This window comes from Psychroflexus sp. S27 (assembly GCF_002810405.1).
Classification (GTDB): domain Bacteria; phylum Bacteroidota; class Bacteroidia; order Flavobacteriales; family Flavobacteriaceae; genus Psychroflexus; species Psychroflexus halocasei_A.
Genome location: NZ_NEXQ01000024.1, coordinates 365,844 through 385,881 on the forward strand (window position 1 = coordinate 365,844; position 20,038 = coordinate 385,881).

The following is a 20,038-nucleotide window of genomic DNA, read 5'->3' on the forward strand; positions in this document are numbered from 1 at the left end:
AACGTAAACTATTACAAAAATGGCAAAAGAAGTAGAAGTAAAAGAATTGCTAGATGCAGGTGTTCACTTCGGACACTTGACTAGACGATGGAATCCAAATATGGCGCCTTATATCTATATGGAGCGTAATGGTATTCACATCATCAACTTATATAAAACTGCAGCAAAAATGCAAGAAACTGCTGACGCACTTGCAAAAATTGCTGGAAGTGGACGTAAAATTTTGTTTGTTGCAACTAAAAAGCAAGCAAAAGAAATCGTTGCTGACGAAGCTAAAAAAGCTAACATGCCTTACATCACAGAAAGATGGCCAGGTGGTATGTTAACTAACTTTGTTACAATCAGAAAGTCAGTTAAGAAAATGGCTGCTGTTGACAAAATGAAAAAAGACGGTTCTTTCGACTCTTTATCAAAGAAAGAACAACTTCAAGTGAACCGTATGCGTGCTAAATTAGAAAAGAACTTAGGTTCTATTTCTGATATGACAAGATTACCAGCAGCACTTTTTGTTGTTGACACTTTAAGAGAGCACATCGCTGTTAAGGAAGCTCAAAAATTAAACATTCCTGTTTTTGCAATGATCGATACAAACTCTAACCCAAGAGATGTTGATTACGCAGTGCCAGCTAACGACGATGCTTCTAAATCTATTCAAAAAGTGGTTTCTTATATGTCAGACGCAATCGTTGAAGGCGTTCAAGAACGTCATGATGCTAAAGCTAAAGCCGCTGAAAAAAAGGCTGAGTTGAAAAAGGAAAAAGAGGAAGCGAAAGCTAAAGAAGAAGCAAAAGCTAAAGCTGAAGTTCCTTCTCAAGATCCTGAAGACAAAAAAGATATGAAAGAAGCTAAAAAAGAGGTTAAACTTGAATCTAAAAAGGAAACCTTAGATAAAGCTAATTCATCTAAAGAAGAAAAATAAAATAAAATTGTTTGACAATTTAAAAGTCGTTTAGTTTCTTTCTTAAGGTGAGTTTCTTTACGACTTTTTTTAAATTAAAATATTATGTCTAAAATAACCGCTGCAGAAGTAAATAAATTAAGAAAATCTACCGGAGCAGGTATGATGGATTGCAAAAAAGCTTTAGTAGAAGCTGAAGGCGATTTTGATAAAGCAGTAGAAGTTCTTCGTAAGCAAGGTCAAAAGGTTGCTGCTAAAAGAGCTGACCGTGAATCTTCAGAAGGTGCCGTTATCGCTAAAGTCAATGCTGACAACAATAAAGGTGTTATCGTTTCATTAAACTGTGAAACTGACTTCGTTGCTAAAAATGATAGCTTTGTTAGCTTAGCAACTCAACTTGCTGAAATAGCTTTAAACACAAATTCAAAAGATGAGCTTTTAAAGGCTGATATTGATGGATTAAGTGTTGAAGAGAAATTAATAGAGCAAACAGGTGTGATCGGTGAGAAGCTTGAAATCGGAGATTTCAGAGCTTTAGAAGCTGAGTTTGTAGGTTCATACATCCACGCTGGAAATAAAATTGCTGTTTTAACTGGTTTGTCTAAAGCTGGCGAAAAAGCTGAAGAAGTGGCTAAAGATGTTTCTATGCAAGCTGCTGCTATGAATCCTGTTGCACTTGATGAAGAAGGTGTTGATCAAGCAACTATCGAGAAAGAAATCGAAATTGCAAAAGATCAGTTGAGACAAGAAGGTAAGCCAGAAGATATGCTTGATAAAATTGCACAAGGAAAAATCAAACGTTACTTTAAAGATAACACTTTGGTGAACCAAGCTTTTATCAAAGACAACAAAATTTCAATTGCACAGCACGTAAAAACTGTTGGTGATGACGCTAAAGTTGTCGCTTTTGAAAGAGTAGCATTGGTGTAAAATCATTTTTACTTGAAATATATAAAACTGCTTTAGGCTTCTGCTTAAAGCAGTTTTTTTATGATTTAAATTGCTGTTTAACAAATGATTCTTACTTCTTGTTAAAAATCAAATTACATTGCTTTATCCAATAAAGAATATCCATATATTTGCAACACATTATAAACTTATGCAATACAAAAGAATATTACTTAAACTTTCTGGAGAAGCTTTAATGGGCGATCGTCAATATGGCATTGATCCTGAACGTTTAAAAGACTATGCTGAAGAAATCAAATCAGTTGTAGACCAAGGTGTTGAAGTTGCAGTCGTTATTGGAGGTGGCAATATTTTTAGAGGTGTTGCTGGAGCAAGTAAAGGAATGGATCGTGTTCAAGGTGACCACATGGGCATGTTGGCAACAGTGATTAATGGCCTTGCCTTGCAAAGCGCTTGTGAAGATGCTGGTATGGAAACTCGTCTTCAGTCTGCCGTAAAAATCAATGAAGTTGCTGAGCCTTTTATCAGAAGAAAAGCGATGAGACACATGCAAAAAGGACGTGTTGTTATTTTTGGAGGAGGGACAGGTAATCCATACTTTACAACAGATTCGGCAGCTGTTTTACGCGCTATTGAAATAGAAGCTGATGTTATTTTAAAAGGAACACGTGTGGATGGAATTTACACTTCTGACCCTGAACAAAATCAAGATGCAACAAAATTTGATGCAATTACTTTTGATGATGTTCTTAAGCGTGGCTTAAAAGTGATGGATACAACTGCTTTTACATTGAGTCAAGAAAATAAGTTGCCAATTATTGTGTTTGATATGAATACAAGCGGAAATCTCCATAAATTGATTTCAGGTAAAAATATAGGAACAAAAGTGAATCTTTAAATAAAATTTTATGAACGAAGATGTAGATTTTGTTTTGGATAGTGCTGAAGAAGCTATGCAAAACGCTATAACACATTTAGAAAAACAATTGATGAACATCAGGGCTGGTAAAGCTAACCCAACGATGCTTAATTCTGTGAAAATAGAATATTATGGTTCACAGACGCCACTTTCTCAGGTGAGTAATATCAATACGCCAGATGCAAGAACTTTATCTATTCAGCCATTTGAAAAATCACTGATTCAAGAAATTGAAAAAGGGATTATGAATGCTAATTTAGGTTTTAACCCGATGAATAATGGAACGCATGTGATCATCAATGTGCCACCATTAACCGAGGAGCGTCGTATGCAATTGTCAAAACAAGCTAAAGCTGAGGCTGAAGAAGCTAAAGTAGGTGTTCGAAATGATAGAAGAAATGCTTTATCTGAAATTAAAAAATTAGATCTTTCTGAAGATTTACAGAAAGATGTGGAAGCTGATGTTCAAAAACTAACTGATCGACATATCGAGAAAATAGATGCGATCTATGAAGTTAAAGACAAAGAGATTATGACGGTTTAAGTTTTAAAAATCACTTTTTTGAAATCACTATTTTTTGTCTTTTGCTTCATTTTTGCAAGCCTATTAGTTCATGGCCAAATAAGATCAAAAGACACGCTCAAACTTATAGATGCTGAGAGCAAAAAACCAATAGCTAACGCTATACTTATCACAAAACACCATCAAGTTTATCAATCTAATCTTGATGGTGATTTACTTTTTGGTAAAAAGTTTAAAGATAGTCTTACTATTAAAGCTGCTTTTTACCAAGATGTCAATTGCTTGTATCAAAAACAAGACACGATTTTTTTGAAACCTTCTTCTTCTCCAAAGATCCTTGGCAATAAAGAAAAAAACAAACTTGATAGCCTTATTTTAAAGGCATCATTGTTAAAGTTTAAATCACGTGTTGTTGAGCGAACGAAAATTGACCCTCAAAATGATTCATTAATTTTCGATTTAAGAAAATCTTCTGAATATAAAAAATATAAAGGTTCGACGGATCAAGTGATTATTGACCAAATCGATATCAATGGTTTTGATCAAATTGATTACAATGTGATTCGTCAAAATATTGTAAGTTATAATTTATTTCAAAATAAAATTAATTTCTTAAAAGACAAAATTTATTCAGCCTTAGGAAGTACCCGTTACCGAGCTTATCAATTTTATACGCTACATCAAGATGAAAGACAAACAATTCTTTTTTATAAATCAAGACAAAGTCGATACGCTTGGCAAGGTTTGATTTTCATTAATAACAAAACCGATGCAATTGAAAATTATACCATGTCTTTTGATGCGGAATATCAATTGTATTTTATGTCAACCTTTGAGTCTTTTAATCAATTTCCTTTAAGTCAAGAACTATATATTCGACCAGGATATGGAGGAGAAAAGCTTTCTTTTTTTGGTGGTACAATTAAACTTGGCGAAATTCAGCAGAGCAGTTTTACTGATCAACCACAGGCTTATCTATCACATTTACGTGTTTATGATGATATCTCTGATTTGGACGAAACAACAGATAACACTATTGTTCAAACTAAATTTTACTCAGGGAAGCCCAAAGAAATTAATTTATGGCAAAATATTGCTTATGAGTTTATGACTGAAGCGCCAAAGTCTGGAGAATATGTTTCTGATTACGTCTCAAACAATAATTTAAGTTCTCGATTAAGAAGACGAAATGCTTTTAAACGCGGTTTTTTTCCTATCAATTTCGCTGATGTTGATTTAAAAAGACTTGTAAAATTAAACAATTACGAAGGTTTTAGATTTGGTTTGGGTTTTCAAACAAATTCTCGTTTTTCTGATCGTTTCCGTTTAGGGACTTACGTGGCTTACGGAACGAAAGATGCTAGTTTCAAGCATGGTTTTAGCGGAGGTGCTTTATTGAATAAAGAAACCAATACTTGGCTGAATGTTGATTATGCACAGGACATTAATGAAGTTGGGACCAATAAATATATGACTGATCAGCGCGCTTATTCACTCTTCGAACCACGCTTGGTTAACATCACTTATTTTTATAAATACAAAACTGTTGGTCTTGATATTCAACATAATTTTTCACCAAAGATTATGACTGAGCTTCGTTTTGAAAGAAGTGAAATTGAACAAACAAGGCCTTATCAATTTGAAAGTTCAGACGGAATATTGAAAGATTACAAACTCTCTACTGCTAAGTTTGGTTTGAGATGGACACCAAATTCAACTCATCTTTCTATAGATGATCGTGTGTTTTTACAAAGTGAAAATTCACCTACAATCAGCGCGCAGGTTGAACAAAGTTTCTCTGATGTGTTTAAAAGTGATTTGAACTTTACCAAGGTGAGTGCTAAATTTGATTACATCTATCAACATATTAATAATCACACTTCTGAGCTGAATTTAGAAGGGAACATCGGTTTTGGCGATTTACCAATTACGCATGCTTTTCATGCTTTACCTAACAGTCCGAATAAAGAAAAAATCGTTAATCGTTTTTCAGTGGCAGGTGTTAAAAGTTTTGAAACCATGTATTTCAACGAATTTTTCAGCTCAAGACAAGCAACATTACACTTCAAACATTATTTTCCTAGTTATCGTATTAATCGCTTTATGGCTCCGCAATTGGTATTGATTAGTCGGCATGCAGTTGGTGATTTTTCAGATCAATTTAAACATCAAGAAATTGAGTTTAATACAATTGATAAGGTTTATAACGAAGCTGCAGTTGAAGTCAACAATGTTTTATTCGGTTTTGGTTTAAGTCTTGCTTATCGATATGGAGCTTATCATTTACCAACATTTGAAGATAATGTTTCATTTAAATTCACATTTTATCTAAAGCTTTGATTTTAAGTGAAAAAATATCATCGTGTTTTATACATTTGTAAGTTTTAAATTCAGATTATGCAAAAGCTTTTTAGCTTCGGTTTTTGGAATACGCTTGCAAGTGCTATTTTAAGAAATCGAATTCTTATTATTGTTCTTCTTGCAGTGGCTACTTTTCTGTTAGCACTTCAATGGAAAAACATGCGTTTTTCTTACTCAGAAGCAAACCTGCTTCCTGATGATGCTGAGATCAATCAACAGTTTGAGACATTTACTGAGCGCTTTGGTAGTGACGGAAACTTGATGATGATAGGCACAGATGATGAAAAGCTTTTTACGCCAAAACATTTTCAATCCTGGAAAAATCTAGCTGATACGATAGCTACATTTTCCGAAGTCAAGTCAGTTTCAGGCATACATAATTTGCAAAAACTCGTCAAAAAAGAAAATCCAAAACGTTTTGATTTTGATTTCATTTTAGATCAGGATAAAGAGTTATCAGAAACGGATTTAAAAGAATATAAACAAACTTTAATCAATGACTTACCTTTTTATAAAGGTTTAATTATTAGTCCGAATAATCGAACTGTGCAAACGGCGATTTATTTGCATGATAGCGTTGTTAATTCCTCTTTACGAAAAGATTTTGTTGTTGATAAAATCATACCGCTCATCGATGATTTCAAGGCCACATCTGACATGGAAATTCATGTTTCGGGTATGCCGTACATCAGAACATTAAACTCTGAAAATATTGTTGGAGAAATACAATGGTTCGTTTTAGCTGCTTTATTTGTAACATCGTTTATTTTCTTTTTCTTTTTCAGATCTTTTAGAGCCACATTGATTGCCATGTTTACTGTTGTAGTTGGTGTTATGTGGGCTTTTGGTTTTATAGGATTGCTAGGTTTCGAGATTACGGTGCTCACTGCGGTCATACCGCCGTTGATTATTATTATTGGTATTCCGAATTGTATTTTCTTGATTAATAAATATCAACAAGAAATAAAAAAACACGGCAATCAAGCCAAGTCTTTACAACGTGTGATTACAAAAGTTGGGAATGCAACTTTAATGACAAACCTAACGACAGCTTCAGGATTTATCACATTCGTACTTACAGGAAGCGAGCTCTTAATGGAGTTTGGTATTTTGGCTTCAATTAATATTGTCACCATTTTCGTGCTGAGTTTATTGATTATTCCAATTATTTACAGCTATATGCCGCCTCCAAGAGAAAAACACCTTAAACACTTAGGCAAGCAATGGATTGGAGGTTTTGTTGACTGGATTGTGAAGATGGTGAGGTTTAGACGAGTGACAATTTATTTTGCGACAGTTGCTATTTTGGTGATCAGTGTGATTGGTATTTATAAAATAAAAGTCTCAGGAAGTATTTTAGAAGATATGCCCCAAAAAGCTGAATTTTTTCAAGATCTCAAATTTTTCGAGAAAGAATTTGAAGGTGTTTTGCCACTTGAAGTTATGATAGATACTAAAAAGAAAAATGGTGTTATCAAGCTTTCAACACTCAAAAAAATGGAGCGTTTGGAAAGTGAGCTTAATGATATTGATGAACTTTCAAAGCCTTTATCAGTCGTTAATTTAGCTAAGTATTCTAAACAAGCTTACTATAACGGTAAAGAAAAATATTACCAATTACCAACGCGCGGGGAACGTAACTTTATGATGCCTTACCTTAAAAGTTTATCAGAAGGAGAGGGGCAAAGCAGTATCACATCTTATGTTGATTCTACTGGACAATTTGCACGTATGACGGTTTTTATGCAAGATATAGGAACTGATGAAATTGAAAAAATAGAAGAAAGATTACTGCCCGAAATTGACAAAATATTTCCGCCAGATCGTTATAACGTTAGCCTCACTGGGAAAGCTTTAATCTACCAAAAAGGGACTTATTACTTGGTTAATAATTTACTTTTATCTCTAGGTTTGGCGATTTTGCTCATCGCATTATTTATGGCGTGGATGTTCAGGTCATTCCGTATGATTTTGATTTCACTCCTGCCAAACTTATTACCTTTAATCATGACAGCTGGCATGATGGGTTATATTGGAATACCAATAAAACCTTCAACAATTTTAGTCTTTAGTATTGCTTTTGGTATTAGCGTAGATGATACAATTCACTTTTTAGCGAAATATAGACAAGAATTGAAAGCGAATAATTGGAAAATCAGACGATCGGTTTATCCAACTTTAAGAGAAACCGCGGTAAGTATGTTTTACACTTCTATCGTTTTATTCTTTGGTTTCTCCGTTTTCATGATTTCGAGTTTTGGAGGAACTGTTGCCTTAGGTGGGCTTGTTTCTGCAGCTTTGCTTTTCGCAATGTTAGCAAACTTACTACTGCTTCCTTCACTACTATTGTCTTTAGAACGCAATATTGCAAACAAGAAAACTTTCAGAAAACCTCAGATGAACATTATTGATGACGAGGAATAAAAAAACCGACTCGATTGAGTCGGTTTGAAATTGCGAGAAGTTTTTACCCCAAAAAAAACTCGCATTAAAATTTTTTCAAATTAGATTGGATATCTGGTACAAACATAAATCAACATCCCAGTCATATCAATACCTAATACTAGGTATTTTTCATTTAAATCTGTTAAATTTTACCTTAGCTAAATTTGCTCTGGAACTTCAACTGTATTTCAATTAATTTTTTAAAATGGAAGCCTAGCATTGAGTTGATTTTTAAATTATGATATAATAATCTAGGCTTTTTTTCAACTTAGATTGTTATCACATATAATTAACTTTATATTTGTAATCTTAAAATTTCCAAGATGAAAAATAACACCGTTTTACAACTGTTAGAAGGTAAGAAACTACATCAAGATATACAAATTTCTGGTTGGGTTAAAGCTTACAGAAGTAACAGATTCATTGCTTTAAATGATGGCTCAACAATTCATAACATTCAATGTGTTGTTGATTTTGAAAATACAGACGAAAAGATATTAAAGCAAATTACAACTGGTGCGGCAATTAAAGTTGAAGGAACTTTAGAGGAAAGTCAAGGACATGGCCAAAGTTATGAAGTTGTTGTCAAAGACGTTCATATTTTGGGAGCTGCTGATCCTGATGAAGTGAAGAAAACGATACTTCAGCCAAAAAAACATAGTCTTGAAAAATTAAGAGAGCAGGCGCATTTACGCGTGAGAACAAATACTTTTGGCGCTGTTATGCGATTGAGATCGCAGTTGTCATTTGCTGTTCATGACTACTTCAGAAAAAACGGTTTTTTCTATGTCAACACGCCAATTATTACAGGAAGTGATGCGGAAGGAGCAGGGGAGATGTTTAAAGTGACAAATCATGATCTTAACAATGTTCCGAAAAATGAAGATGGTAAAGTTGATTACAAAGAAGATTTCTTTGGTAAGGAGACAAACTTAACTGTGAGTGGACAGTTAGAAGCTGAAACTTATGCGCTTGGCCTTGGTAAAGTTTATACATTTGGACCAACTTTTAGAGCAGAAAACTCAAACACATCTCGTCATTTAGCTGAATTTTGGATGATAGAACCTGAGGTTGCTTTTTGCGATCTTGATGGAAATATGGATTTGGCGGAAGACTTCATCAAATATGTGCTTCAATATATTGTAGATCATTGTCAAGATGATTTAGAATTTTTAGAAAATAGACTTTTACAAGAAGAAAAATCAAAACCAGAAAAAGATCGCTCTCCGATGAAATTACGTGAGAAATTGGATTTTGTTTTAGCTAATAATTTCAAACGTGTGAGTTATACTGAAGCGATTGATATTCTGAAAAAGTCAAAACCGAATAAAAAGAAAAAATTCAACTATATTATAGAAGAATGGGGCGCAGATTTACAAAGTGAACACGAGCGTTACTTAGTTGAAAAGCATTTTAAATGTCCTGTTATCTTATTTGATTACCCAGCAGATATTAAAGCGTTTTACATGCGTTTAAATGAAGATGAGAAAACAGTAAGAGCGATGGATATTCTTTTTCCTGGTATTGGAGAAATTGTAGGTGGTTCTCAAAGAGAGGAACGCTATGATGTGTTGCAATCGAAAATGAAAGAGCTTAATATCGACCAAGAAGAATTGTCCTGGTACCTTGATACTCGTAAATTTGGGACTTGTGTACATTCAGGTTTTGGTCTTGGATTTGAAAGACTCGTTTTATTTGCGACAGGCATGACAAACATTCGTGATGTAATTCCTTACCCACGTACGCCACAAAACGCAGATTTTTAAGAAATATGATTATTGAAAGGCATCTTGTTCAGTCGCTTTCGCAAGAAATGCGACTGCAAGACTATGCGGTTCATATTTTTGAATCTATTCAAACTAAAAGTGCTCTAAAAAAAGCGATTAAAAGAGGTCAGGTTTTAATCAATAATAAAGTTGCTTACACTGGCGATTGGGTTAAAGTTGGGTATGAAATATCACTTTTACAACCTCAAGAGAAATCAGAAAGACCTATCTTCAGACTAGAGATAAAAGTTCTTTTTGAGGATGATTATTTTGCGATTATTGATAAGCTTCCTGGATTTCCCACAAACGGTAATTATTTTAAAACAATTGAAAACGCACTTTCTTATAATTTAAAATCTTCAGTTTTAAAAGATAAACTCAGCTACCCGCAACCTGTTCATCGTTTAGATAATCCGACACGAGGTCTTTTGATTTGTGCTAAAACAATGCACGCTAAATCTAAATTATCTCAGCTTTTTCAAGATCATCAGGTGAATAAAGTTTACACAGCGATTGTCAAAGGTCACTTTGAAACTCAAAAATTATTAATTAAAGATGAGGTTGATAATAAAGAAGCATTTACTGAGGTTTTAGTTGATCAGCATTTTATAAAAGTTAATGATCAATTTACTGTTTTGAAATTGTTTCCAACAACAGGGAGAACGCATCAGTTACGAAAGCATTTAGCAGGAATTAATCATCCTATATTAGGCGATGTTCTTTATGATCCTGATTTAAAGAACTGTAATGAAAAATCTCAGCGTTTATATTTGCAAGCCAGTGGATTAAATTTTGAGCATCCTTTTAAAGACCAAATAATTGATATAAACCTTGATTTACCTAAAAAGTTTAGTAAATTTATTACATCCTATAAGAAGTTATAATTATGTTGAAGCAGCAATTAAATCTTAAGTTATCCCAGAAGTTGTCGCCACAGCAGATTCAATTAATGAAATTGATTCAGCTGCCAACTGTTGCTTTTGAACAAAGAATTAAAAATGAATTAGAGGAAAATCCTGCTTTAGAATCTGGTAAAGAATCATTGGAAGATGATCATTTTGAGAATGAGCCTATGGAAGATGATCATGAGGTAATTGAGACAGAATTTGATGTCGATGACTACTTGAGTGATGATGAAATACCGAGCTATAAGCTAAAAGCAAATAATTACTCTAAGGATGATGAGGAAAATCAAATTCCTTACGCTGCTGGCATATCATTTACGCAATATTTGAGAAATCAACTTTCAACGATGAGCCTCAGTGAAAACGATTATGTGATCGCAGAGTTTTTGATTGGCAGTGTTGATGGTTCAGGGTACATCCGTCGTGAGTTGATAGATATTGTTGATGATTTAGCTTTTACACAGAACATTTATACTGATGAAAAAAATGTTTTGAAAGTGTTTAAACGTGTACAAGATTTAGATCCAAGTGGTGTTGCTGCACGTGATTTACAAGAATGTTTAAGTATACAATTAAAACGTAGAAAATCTCGTGAAAGCACTGATTTAGCTTTGCAGATTATAGATAATGCTTTTGACATGTTTACAAAAAAGCATTATAAAAAATTATTGAATAAATTTTCAATTGATGAAGACCAATTAAAAGCGGCGATAGATGAAATTGAAAGTTTAAATCCTAAGCCAGGCGCATCTTACAGCTCGAATACGAAGATTGTTGAGCATGTGACTCCTGATTTCACAATACGTATAAAAAATGGAGAATTAGAGTTGACATTAAACTCACGGAATGCACCAGAGATGCACGTTTCTCATGATTATGCAAATATGCTTAATGCCTATAAAGAGTCTAAAGAGAAAACTAAAAAACAAAAGGAGGCTGTTTTATTTATCAAACAAAAGCTTGATTCTGCAAAATGGTTTATCGATGCGATAAAGCAACGTCAACAAACTTTATATGCAACGATGAGCACAATAATGAATTACCAAAAGGATTATTTCTTAACTGGTGATGAACGTGAGATTAAACCTATGATTTTAAAAGACATAGCTGAACGTATTGATATGGATATCAGTACAGTTTCTCGTGTGGCTAACAGTAAATATGTGGATACGCCTTATGGTACTTTTTTAATCAAAGAATTCTTCTCTGAATCGATGAAGAATGATAAAGGTGAAGATGTTTCTACGAGGGAAATTAAGAAGATATTAGAAGTGATTATTGAAAAAGAAGATAAATCTAAACCCCATACAGATGCTAAACTAGCAGAACTCTTGAAAGATAAAGGATATCCGATTGCCAGAAGAACCATTGCTAAATATAGAGAGCAACTTGATCTTCCTGTTGCTAGATTGAGAAAGGAAATATGAGAAAGCTATCGCAACTTATATCTGTTGTTTTACATCCAATTTTTGTTCCGCTTGCGGCCGTCATTATTTTTTTCTACAAGCTTCCGATTTATTTTGATAGCTCAGTTATTTATTCAAAAATAGTTGCAACGCTGATTGTCTCAGTACTTCTCCCGCTAGTATTCTTATATTTTTTTAAGACACTCAAGTTGATTTCCAGTTTTGAGCTTCCTACATCAAAGGAGAGAAGATTGCCTTTGTTGTTTTTTATGATGCTTGATTTAGTGATTATCAATTACATTTTCGAGCTATACAATTATCAGTATTTATTTTATTTTTTTTGGTCTTTGTTGTTAGCTTCTATGGTAGTTTTTATAGCTCTTTTTTTTCGTTTCAAAATAAGTTTACATAGTTTAGGTATGTCAAGCCTTCTGACTTTCCTTATTATTTTAAGCTTTAATTTTCAGCTTAATTTTATTTATAGCATTGCTTTCTTGGTGATGTGTTTAGGGCTTGTCTCTTCTTCTCGCTTAATTTTAAAAGCGCATGTTCCTTCAGAAGTGATCGTTGGTGTTGTGCTTGGGGTTATTACTCAACTTACGATACCCATTTTTAAGTACTATAAAATGTAGAATATCAGTCCAATTCTCAATGGCTTTATTCCTATTTTACTTGTACCATTTGAAACTTCACCACTAAAAAGTGGATTGAGATCATACTGAATTTGAATATTGACAATATTATAACCAAAAGAAAAGAATCCGGCTGTTCGAAATCTATTAAGAGCATTGACATCTGTCTGTTTAATAGTCAGATCATCTTGCTCAAATTTTGACTTGAAGTAGTATATATAGCCCAATTTTACGCCAAAATATACACGCCAAAAAGCGTAATCTTCAGGTGTTGAGCTTCTCCATCTTATTTGGATTGGCATCTCTACTAAATGCGTTGCAAAGCGATTGTTTTTATATTCAATATCTTTTGAAATAGGTTGAACGATATCCTGGCCGTCACCGGTTTCACTTATTAAAATGTTATGTCCAAAACTACTAGAGCTTACACCGAGACCTACACCAACTGCAAGACTCCTTCTTTTATTTATTGGAAAGTCTCTGATAAATCCAAGGTCAAAACTTCCTGAAAATCCTGATTGATTTCCGCCTTTTGGCATTTCTGTCATTAAATTGAATGCAACGCCAGCGTAAAACTGATCTTCTCTGTAAAGACTGTCAATAACTTTGTTGTCTGCTTCATCTTTGTTTTGTGCTAATGAAGGCAAAGAGATTATGAGAAGTAATAAGAAGAAGTACATGGATTTCATGTCGCTAAGATATGTCTTAAAATAGAAAACATCCAACGTAAATTGGATGTTTTCTAAGATAACAATAAAAAGCAAAATGCTTATTCCATATTAAGGTTCGCATCACCTTCTCTTGTTGTGTAATTAATTTTTAAGGCTTCAGCCTTTCTAAGCTCTTGCTTAATATCTGATACTAAGCCCATATTTGTTTCCTTGTCAACCTTAAGAGCTGTAATTAATGCTGGCACTAATTCTTCTCTTTTAGATTCTCTTTCCTGAAATATGAACTGTTGTATATCGCTAATTCTCGCGTAATTGTCGTTTAGCTGAACTCTCGCTTCAGTACCAAATTGTTGCTGATAACGTGGAGAAGGCTTTCCAGCGTAAATGTACATAACCAAATCTTTCTTTTCAAGCTTTTCAACTTGATCAGCGTATGGCAATACATTTTTAACCTTTAAGCTTGTATCTCTCATAACAGTAACAACCATAAAGAAGAATAATAGCATAAAAACAATATCAGGCAAAGAAGCTGTAGAAATTGCAGGTGTACCCTCGTCTTGTTTCTTTTTAAATTTTGACATAATTTTTATTTTAAACTATTTCTTAGGTTCAGCTTCAGATAATTTTTGAGGGAACATGTCTTTTACAACTCCGATACGTTCCTTTAGCTTTTCTTTATTAGCGTCGCTTGTTTCAGGATTTTTAAATGCTTTTTCCATTTCAGTAAAATCCATGTTATAAAGTCGTTGCGCTTCACGATTTCTCAATGTGTTATAAGCTGCAACAAGCTCATTTTGAACTGCGATGTAAGTTCCGTATTCTGTCATCCTATCATTTTGCAATGAAATAACAGCCTTAATTGGGTTGTCTGATGATTCCGGGTTTCCAGTTCCTTGACAATAATTACATGCTTCATCTCCTGTACCGCCACCGTTGTCCAGAAATTCTATAGCTTTATCTTTTAAGTCTTCTAATTTTACAGGGTTTTCTTTGATTATATCATGATCAACGAAAATCTCTTCATTAGCGTTGACTAACACGATAAAGATATTTTTCTTTTTAAGCGGTGGAGGATTCTCTGTTTCTTCATCTAATGGCGGTAACTTTCTGCTAATACCACTATCTGTTTCGATGGTTGTAGTAACCAAGAAAAAGATAAGGAGCAGGAAAGCAATGTCTGCCATTGATCCAGCGTTAACTTCTGGTGATCCTCTTTTTGCCATAATTATCTAATTATTAATTTTCTAACGCTTGAAACAAGCATAGCTCCTATTGCTAGAACCGCTAATATATAAAAGGCATTCAATCCAGCGCCGACCCATCTCGAGCCTGAGGCAGATAGCATTTCACCATCTCTTAAAGCGGTTTCTGTTCCACTTGCAATACCATATGATACTGCAATAATTGCAATAAATACACCTAAAGAAATTAGAGTTTTGACAACATTTCCAGTAAAGAGTTCTTTAATAGAAAATCCTAAGGTGAAAATAATAGCTAACGCCAAGATACCATAAGCAACATAAAGTAATGGTGCTAAAATACTGTCTTGAAGCGCAGCTTCGCTTTCGATAACATCATCGCCAGTGTAAAAAATTCTGAGGAATAAAATAGCCCCAATAACACCGACAAGGATTTTAAATATATTTGATACTTTATTCATTGTTTGTCTTATTTATTTTTGTGAGCAACTAACATGTCAATCAATGTGATTGATGCATCTTCCATATCGTTTACAATAGCATCGATTTTAGAGATGATGTAGTTATAAAAAATTTGAAGTATAATCGCAACGATAAGACCGAATACTGTTGTTAAAAGTGCAACTTTAATACCTCCAGCAACTAATGATGGCTGCATGTCTCCTGCTGCTTCAATTTTATCAAATGCCTGAATCATACCGATTACAGTACCCATAAACCCAAGCATTGGTGCTAAGGCAATAAATAAAGAAACCCATGATACGTTTTTCTCAAGTTGTCCCATTTGAACACCACCGTAAGCAATAACTGCTTTTTCTGAAGCTTCAACACCTTCATCCATACGGTCAAGGCCTTGGTAGTAAATTGATGCAACTGGTCCGCTTGTATCTCTACAAACTTCTTTTGCTGCTTCAACTCCACCACTATTTAAAGCATCTTCAACTTTTTGAGCTAACTTTTTAGTGTTTGTTGTTGCTAAGTTTAAGTAAATGATTCTTTCAAAGGCAATTGCTAAACCTAGAATAAGACATAAGAGAACAATTCCCATAAACGTTGGGCCACCCTCAATAAATCTTTCTTTTAAAACTTGATGAAAACCTTTGTCTTCATTTGTGTCTGCTGCTGCAGCTTCTTCATCTTGCACAAAGTTAACGATGATGTTTTCTGAAACAACATCAGTCTTTGACGCATGTGCATTGAAATTACCTAAAACCATTAATGTACAAATGGCTAAAATTGAAAATACTCTTTTCATTGTTGTTTGTCTTAGAATTAGTAAATGTATAGTTTAAATTATATTACATGGTTAAGCAGAGAGGAAGGGATTCGAACCCTCGGTTCCGATACAATCAGAACACACGCTTTCCAGGCGTGCACCTTAAACCGCTCGGTCACCTCTCTTTAAAATCATTTCAAATAAACGAATTAGAATGCAAATAACAAAAAATATTTTAATGTTCTTAAAAAAAGTCAGTTAAATTATTTCATTTCACCTCTTAAACTCGTTTCAAATATTGTTTTAAAGACATTGTATTCTAAATCCTTGGTCAGCATATACATCATTTTGCCAACCGCAGCTTCAGTTGTAATATCTTTTCCTTCTATTAATCCAATTTTTTTAAGCTGATCACTGGTTTCATACTTTCCCATTTCTACACTTCCACCACTGCATTGCGTGACGTTGACAATATGAATGCCTTTATTTATTGCTTTTTCTAAAGCTTTAATAAACCAAATGTCAGTCTTAGAATTACCACTTCCAAAAGTTTCCAATATAATACCTTTAATATGTGGTGTCTCCAAAATATGTTCTAAAGTCTTCTTTGCAAGACTAGGAATTAATTTGATCACCATCACGCGATTGTCTAATTCATGATGAACTTTTAATTTTCTTTTAGATGGAATACGTTGAAGTGATGATCTATTTATTTTAAGATTGACGCCAGATTCTATTAAAGGAGGATAGTTTAAAGACTCAAATGCTTCAAAATGTTCAGCGTTTATTTTCGTTGTTCTATTTGCTCTATATAGTTTGTATTCAAAATAGAGTCCAACTTCTTTGATGACTGGTTTGCCATTTTCATGTAAACCTGCAACTTGTATGCTTGTGATTAAATTTTCTTTTGCATCAGTTCTCAAATCTCCGATAGGAAGTTGAGATCCAGTGAAAATCACGGGTTTCGTTAAGTTTTCGAGCATAAAAGAAAGTGCAGAAGCAGTGTAGGACATCGTGTCGCTTCCATGTAAAACGACAAACCCATCAAAATCTTCATAGTTTGCTTCTATAACTTTTGCCAAAGCGATATAATCCGTGTGATCAAAATCAGATGAATCTTTAGGGTCTTCAAAACTGTAGGTTTCTATTTTATGACTCAATAATTTGAGTTCTGGTATTTTAGAAAGAAGCTGATCAAAGTTAAAAGCTTTCAGGCTATTGGTTACAGGGTCTTTAATCATTCCGATTGTACCACCTGTGTAAATCAGTAAAATTTTCGCTTTATTTTTCATGATGTACCAAATATCTGATTTGCGTTTTCTGTCGTGATTCTTGCAACTTCTTCTAAACTTATTTGATGGATGTTAGCTAATTTTTTTGCGACTTCTATCAAGTATGAACTTTCGTTTCTTTTGCCTCTGTATGGCGTTGGCGCAAGGTAGGGTGAATCTGTCTCTAAAACAATATGCTTCATGTCAATCTCAGACATGAATTTGTCAATCTTTCCATTTTTAAAAGTCAAAACACCACCTAAACCAAGTTTTAAATTATAATTAATCGCTTGTTGAGCATGCTCGTAAGTGCCAGTAAAACAGTGAAATATTCCAAATAAATCTTCAGATTTTTCTTCTTCAAGAATTTCAAAAACTTCATCGAAAGCATTTCTACAGTGAATGACTATGGGTAGTTTATACTTTTTAGCCAATTTTATCTGATGTCTAAAAGCATCTTGTTGTTTTTGAAGATGAGTTTGATCCCAGTATAAATCAATACCAATTTCACCTATGGCATAAAACTGACGTTTTTCTAATTGTTCCTCAATATGTTTCAATTCCTCCTGATAATTTTCCTTGACTGATGTTGGATGTAGCCCCATCATTAAAAATACCTGTCTAGGAAAATCTTTTTCAAGTTGATACATAGCCTCGGTTGTTGCCGAATCTATTGCGGGAATAAAAAAACGATTGATGTTTTCGTCATTTGCGCGTTTCATCACTTCGTCAATGTCTTCTTTAAAAGCATCAACATAAAGATGTGTATGTGTGTCAGTAAAATTCATAGTTGGCAAATTTATTAAATTGAAAATCTATATTTGCAAAAAAAGAAAAAATGTCCTCTCTTAAAAAATTTTTACAGACGAAGAATTACACTAGTATCAAAATGACTGTGACATCAACTGGTCATCACCAATGTCAAGCGATCATTAATGGTGTTGAAGGTTCTTTTATAGTAGATACGGGTGCGTCAAGCTCATGTGTTGATTTTAAATCTGCTGATCATTTTGAATTGTTGTCTGAAGATTCTGATGTGCGAGCTGCAGGAGCAGGAGCTATTAATATGCTGACAAAAACTTCAACTGATAATCATATTGAAATAGGAGAGTGGGCACAATCAAAATTCAAACTTGTTTTATTCGATTTGTCGCATGTTAATGCTGCATTGGAAGAGCATGATTCTGAATGTGTTAATGGGATTATCGGTGCTGATTTATTAAAAAAATCCAAAGCTGTAATCGACTACAAAACAAATCGTCTTTACTTGAAAATATAAGTTCTTTTAAAAGTTATTTTGTTTTTAAAATGAGACTCATTTTTGCTGAAAAATATTACTTTCGCAGCTTAAATAATGACTCATGATTTCCAACACACACATTAAATCAGCATTAATTTCAGTATTTCATAAAGATGGGCTAGAGCCTATTGTGAAAAAACTTCATCAATTAGGTGTAAAAATCTACTCAACTGGCGGCACAGAAAGTTTTATTAGAAAGCTCGGTGTCGATGTTACAGCTGTTGAAGATGTCACGAATTATCCTTCCATATTGGGAGGACGTGTCAAAACATTACACCCTAAAGTTTTTGGAGGTATTTTGAATCGTCAAGATCAAAACAGTGATCAAGATGAAATGAAAAAGTTTGAAATCCCTCAAATTGACCTTGTGATTGTTGATCTATATCCGTTTGAGGATACTGTTGCGTCTGGTGCTAGCGAGCAAGATATTATTGAAAAAATCGATATTGGAGGAATCTCACTTATTCGTGCTGCCGCAAAAAACTTTAAGGATGTTATCTGTGTATCTTCACGATCAGATTATGATGCTTTTTTAGGTTTGTTAGAAGAAAAAAATGGAGAAACGAGTCTTGAGGACCGTCAGAAATATGCAGCAAAAGCTTTCAATATTTCTTCACATTATGATACTGTTATTTTTAACTATTTAAATAATGGCATCAATGCTGTCGATGCTTATAAAGCAGATTATGAGCAAGCGAAAAAATTAAGATATGGTGAAAATCCACATCAACGAGCAAGCTTTTACGGAGATTTTGATGATGTCTTTGAACAATTACATGGTAAAGAACTTTCTTACAATAATCTTTTAGATGTTGATGCCGCCATTAATTTAATGTCTGAGTTTAAAGATGACAAACCAACTTTTGCAGTTTTGAAACATAATAACGCTTGTGGTTTAGCGCAACGTGATACTGTTTTAGAGGCTTATGAAGATGCTTTGGCTGGTGATCCAGTCTCAGCATTTGGAGGTATTTTGATTTCAAACACTGAAATTGATAAAGCTGCTGCTGAAAAAATACATCAATTGTTCTGTGAAGTTGTCATAGCGCCTTCATTTGCTGAAGATGCATTAGAAATCTTAAAAGGGAAGAAAAACAGAATTCTACTTGTACAAAAGAAATTTGAGTTTAAAGAAGCACAAGTTAGAACATGTTTAAACGGTGTTTTAGTTCAAGATAAAAATCTAAAAACAGATACTGTTGAAGACATAAAAACTGTTACAAAAAAACAAGCAACAGAAGCTGAAGTCCAGGACATGTTGTTTGCTTCAAAAATAAGTAAACACACAAAATCAAACACGATTGTATTGGCTAAAGATGGTCAGCTTTTAGCAAGTGGAACTGGTCAAACATCACGTGTTGATGCCCTAAATCAGGCTATAGCGAAAGCGCAATCTTTTGGCTTTAGCTTAAAAGGAGCCGTGATGGCAAGTGATGCGTTTTTCCCTTTTCCTGATTGTGTTGAGATTGCACACGAAGCAAGAATTTCAGCCGTTATACAACCAGGAGGCTCTATAAAAGACCAACTGAGTATTGATTATTGCGACCAAAATAAAATGACAATGTTAATGACTGGCATTAGACATTTTAAGCATTAATTTAGCTAACTTTACACCTT

Annotated in this window: 19 protein-coding genes and 1 tRNA gene; 12 read left to right on the forward strand and 8 right to left on the reverse strand. The window is 33.8% G+C overall.

The genetic code is table 11. The annotated features are described in order from the left end of the window. The first annotated feature begins 19 nt into the window (after positions 1-19). From rpsB to CAP47_RS12380, 10 genes are all read left to right on the forward strand, one after another. Positions 20-919, forward strand: a complete 900-nt coding sequence (rpsB, locus tag CAP47_RS09440; RefSeq protein WP_093238015.1) for a 30S ribosomal protein S2 — start codon at positions 20-22, stop codon at positions 917-919. A gap of 84 nt (positions 920-1,003) precedes the next feature. Further along, the gene (tsf, locus tag CAP47_RS09445; protein WP_100776393.1) at positions 1,004-1,828 is read left to right on the forward strand and encodes a translation elongation factor Ts; all 825 of its coding nucleotides are present in this window, start codon (positions 1,004-1,006) and stop codon (positions 1,826-1,828) included. Between the two features lie 169 nt (positions 1,829-1,997). Next, entirely contained in the window at positions 1,998-2,705 is a 708-nt protein-coding gene (gene pyrH / locus CAP47_RS09450; protein WP_093238010.1) for a UMP kinase, read from the forward strand. Between the two features lie 10 nt (positions 2,706-2,715). Next, positions 2,716-3,270, forward strand: a complete 555-nt coding sequence (frr, locus tag CAP47_RS09455; RefSeq protein ID WP_093238007.1) for a ribosome recycling factor — start codon at positions 2,716-2,718, stop codon at positions 3,268-3,270. Between the two features lie 18 nt (positions 3,271-3,288). Next, on the forward strand, positions 3,289-5,589 hold the full coding sequence (locus CAP47_RS09460; protein WP_100776394.1) for a DUF5686 family protein: 2,301 nt from the start codon (positions 3,289-3,291) through the stop codon (positions 5,587-5,589). Positions 5,590-5,646: 57 nt separating this feature from the next. Beyond that, a complete protein-coding gene (locus tag CAP47_RS09465) occupies positions 5,647-8,034 on the forward strand; it encodes an efflux RND transporter permease subunit (RefSeq protein WP_100776395.1) in 2,388 nt (795 codons plus the stop codon). Between the two features lie 344 nt (positions 8,035-8,378). Next, positions 8,379-9,821 (forward strand): asparagine--tRNA ligase, encoded by a 1,443-nt coding sequence (gene asnS / locus CAP47_RS09470; protein ID WP_100776396.1) that lies wholly within the window; start codon positions 8,379-8,381, stop codon positions 9,819-9,821. Positions 9,822-9,826: 5 nt separating this feature from the next. After that, positions 9,827-10,705 carry an RluA family pseudouridine synthase gene (locus CAP47_RS09475; RefSeq protein ID WP_100776397.1) on the forward strand — a complete coding sequence of 293 codons (879 nt, stop codon included), beginning with the start codon at positions 9,827-9,829 and terminating at the stop codon, positions 10,703-10,705. A 2-nt stretch (positions 10,706-10,707) separates the two neighbouring features. After that, positions 10,708-12,153 (forward strand): RNA polymerase factor sigma-54, encoded by a 1,446-nt coding sequence (rpoN, locus tag CAP47_RS09480; RefSeq protein WP_100776398.1) that lies wholly within the window; start codon positions 10,708-10,710, stop codon positions 12,151-12,153. A 398-nt stretch (positions 12,154-12,551) separates the two neighbouring features. Then, positions 12,552-12,764, forward strand: coding sequence for a phosphatase PAP2 family protein (locus CAP47_RS12380; RefSeq protein ID WP_192869979.1), 213 nt, complete (start codon positions 12,552-12,554; stop codon positions 12,762-12,764). Here CAP47_RS12380 and CAP47_RS09490 read toward each other — a convergent pair. The 8 genes from CAP47_RS09490 to CAP47_RS09525 all read right to left on the reverse strand — a co-directional run bounded on the left by CAP47_RS09490 (position 12,752) and on the right by CAP47_RS09525 (position 17,909). Continuing rightward, positions 12,752-13,453 (reverse strand): outer membrane beta-barrel protein, encoded by a 702-nt coding sequence (locus CAP47_RS09490; protein ID WP_238141022.1) that lies wholly within the window; start codon positions 13,451-13,453, stop codon positions 12,752-12,754. The two genes, CAP47_RS12380 and CAP47_RS09490, sit on opposite strands and share 13 nt — an antisense overlap. Positions 13,454-13,533: 80 nt before the next feature. Beyond that, positions 13,534-14,016 (reverse strand): ExbD/TolR family protein, encoded by a 483-nt coding sequence (locus CAP47_RS09495; protein ID WP_093237976.1) that lies wholly within the window; start codon positions 14,014-14,016, stop codon positions 13,534-13,536. Between the two features lie 15 nt (positions 14,017-14,031). Next, positions 14,032-14,658, reverse strand: coding sequence for an ExbD/TolR family protein (locus tag CAP47_RS09500; protein WP_093237973.1), 627 nt, complete (start codon positions 14,656-14,658; stop codon positions 14,032-14,034). A 2-nt stretch (positions 14,659-14,660) separates the two neighbouring features. Continuing rightward, on the reverse strand, positions 14,661-15,095 hold the full coding sequence (locus tag CAP47_RS09505; RefSeq protein ID WP_100776401.1) for a hypothetical protein: 435 nt from the start codon (positions 15,093-15,095) through the stop codon (positions 14,661-14,663). 8 nt (positions 15,096-15,103) lie between these two features. After that, a complete protein-coding gene (locus CAP47_RS09510; protein WP_093237967.1) occupies positions 15,104-15,889 on the reverse strand; it encodes a MotA/TolQ/ExbB proton channel family protein in 786 nt (261 codons plus the stop codon). A gap of 56 nt (positions 15,890-15,945) precedes the next feature. Further along, positions 15,946-16,035 (reverse strand) — tRNA-Ser (locus CAP47_RS09515). Positions 16,036-16,113: 78 nt separating this feature from the next. Next, positions 16,114-17,142, reverse strand: coding sequence for an asparaginase (locus CAP47_RS09520; RefSeq protein ID WP_093237964.1), 1,029 nt, complete (start codon positions 17,140-17,142; stop codon positions 16,114-16,116). Beyond that, positions 17,139-17,909, reverse strand: a complete 771-nt coding sequence (locus CAP47_RS09525) for a TatD family hydrolase (protein ID WP_100776402.1) — start codon at positions 17,907-17,909, stop codon at positions 17,139-17,141. Before CAP47_RS09525 ends, CAP47_RS09520 begins: the two co-directional genes overlap by 4 nt. A 50-nt stretch (positions 17,910-17,959) precedes the next feature. On the opposite strand from CAP47_RS09525, the gene CAP47_RS09530 reads away from it, so the two are divergent. Both CAP47_RS09530 and purH read left to right on the forward strand, forming a co-directional pair. Further along, a complete protein-coding gene (locus CAP47_RS09530) occupies positions 17,960-18,400 on the forward strand; it encodes a retropepsin-like aspartic protease (protein WP_100776403.1) in 441 nt (146 codons plus the stop codon). Positions 18,401-18,482: 82 nt separating this feature from the next. Beyond that, positions 18,483-20,018, forward strand: coding sequence for a bifunctional phosphoribosylaminoimidazolecarboxamide formyltransferase/IMP cyclohydrolase (purH, locus tag CAP47_RS09535; RefSeq protein ID WP_100776404.1), 1,536 nt, complete (start codon positions 18,483-18,485; stop codon positions 20,016-20,018). Positions 20,019-20,038 lie beyond the last annotated feature (20 nt).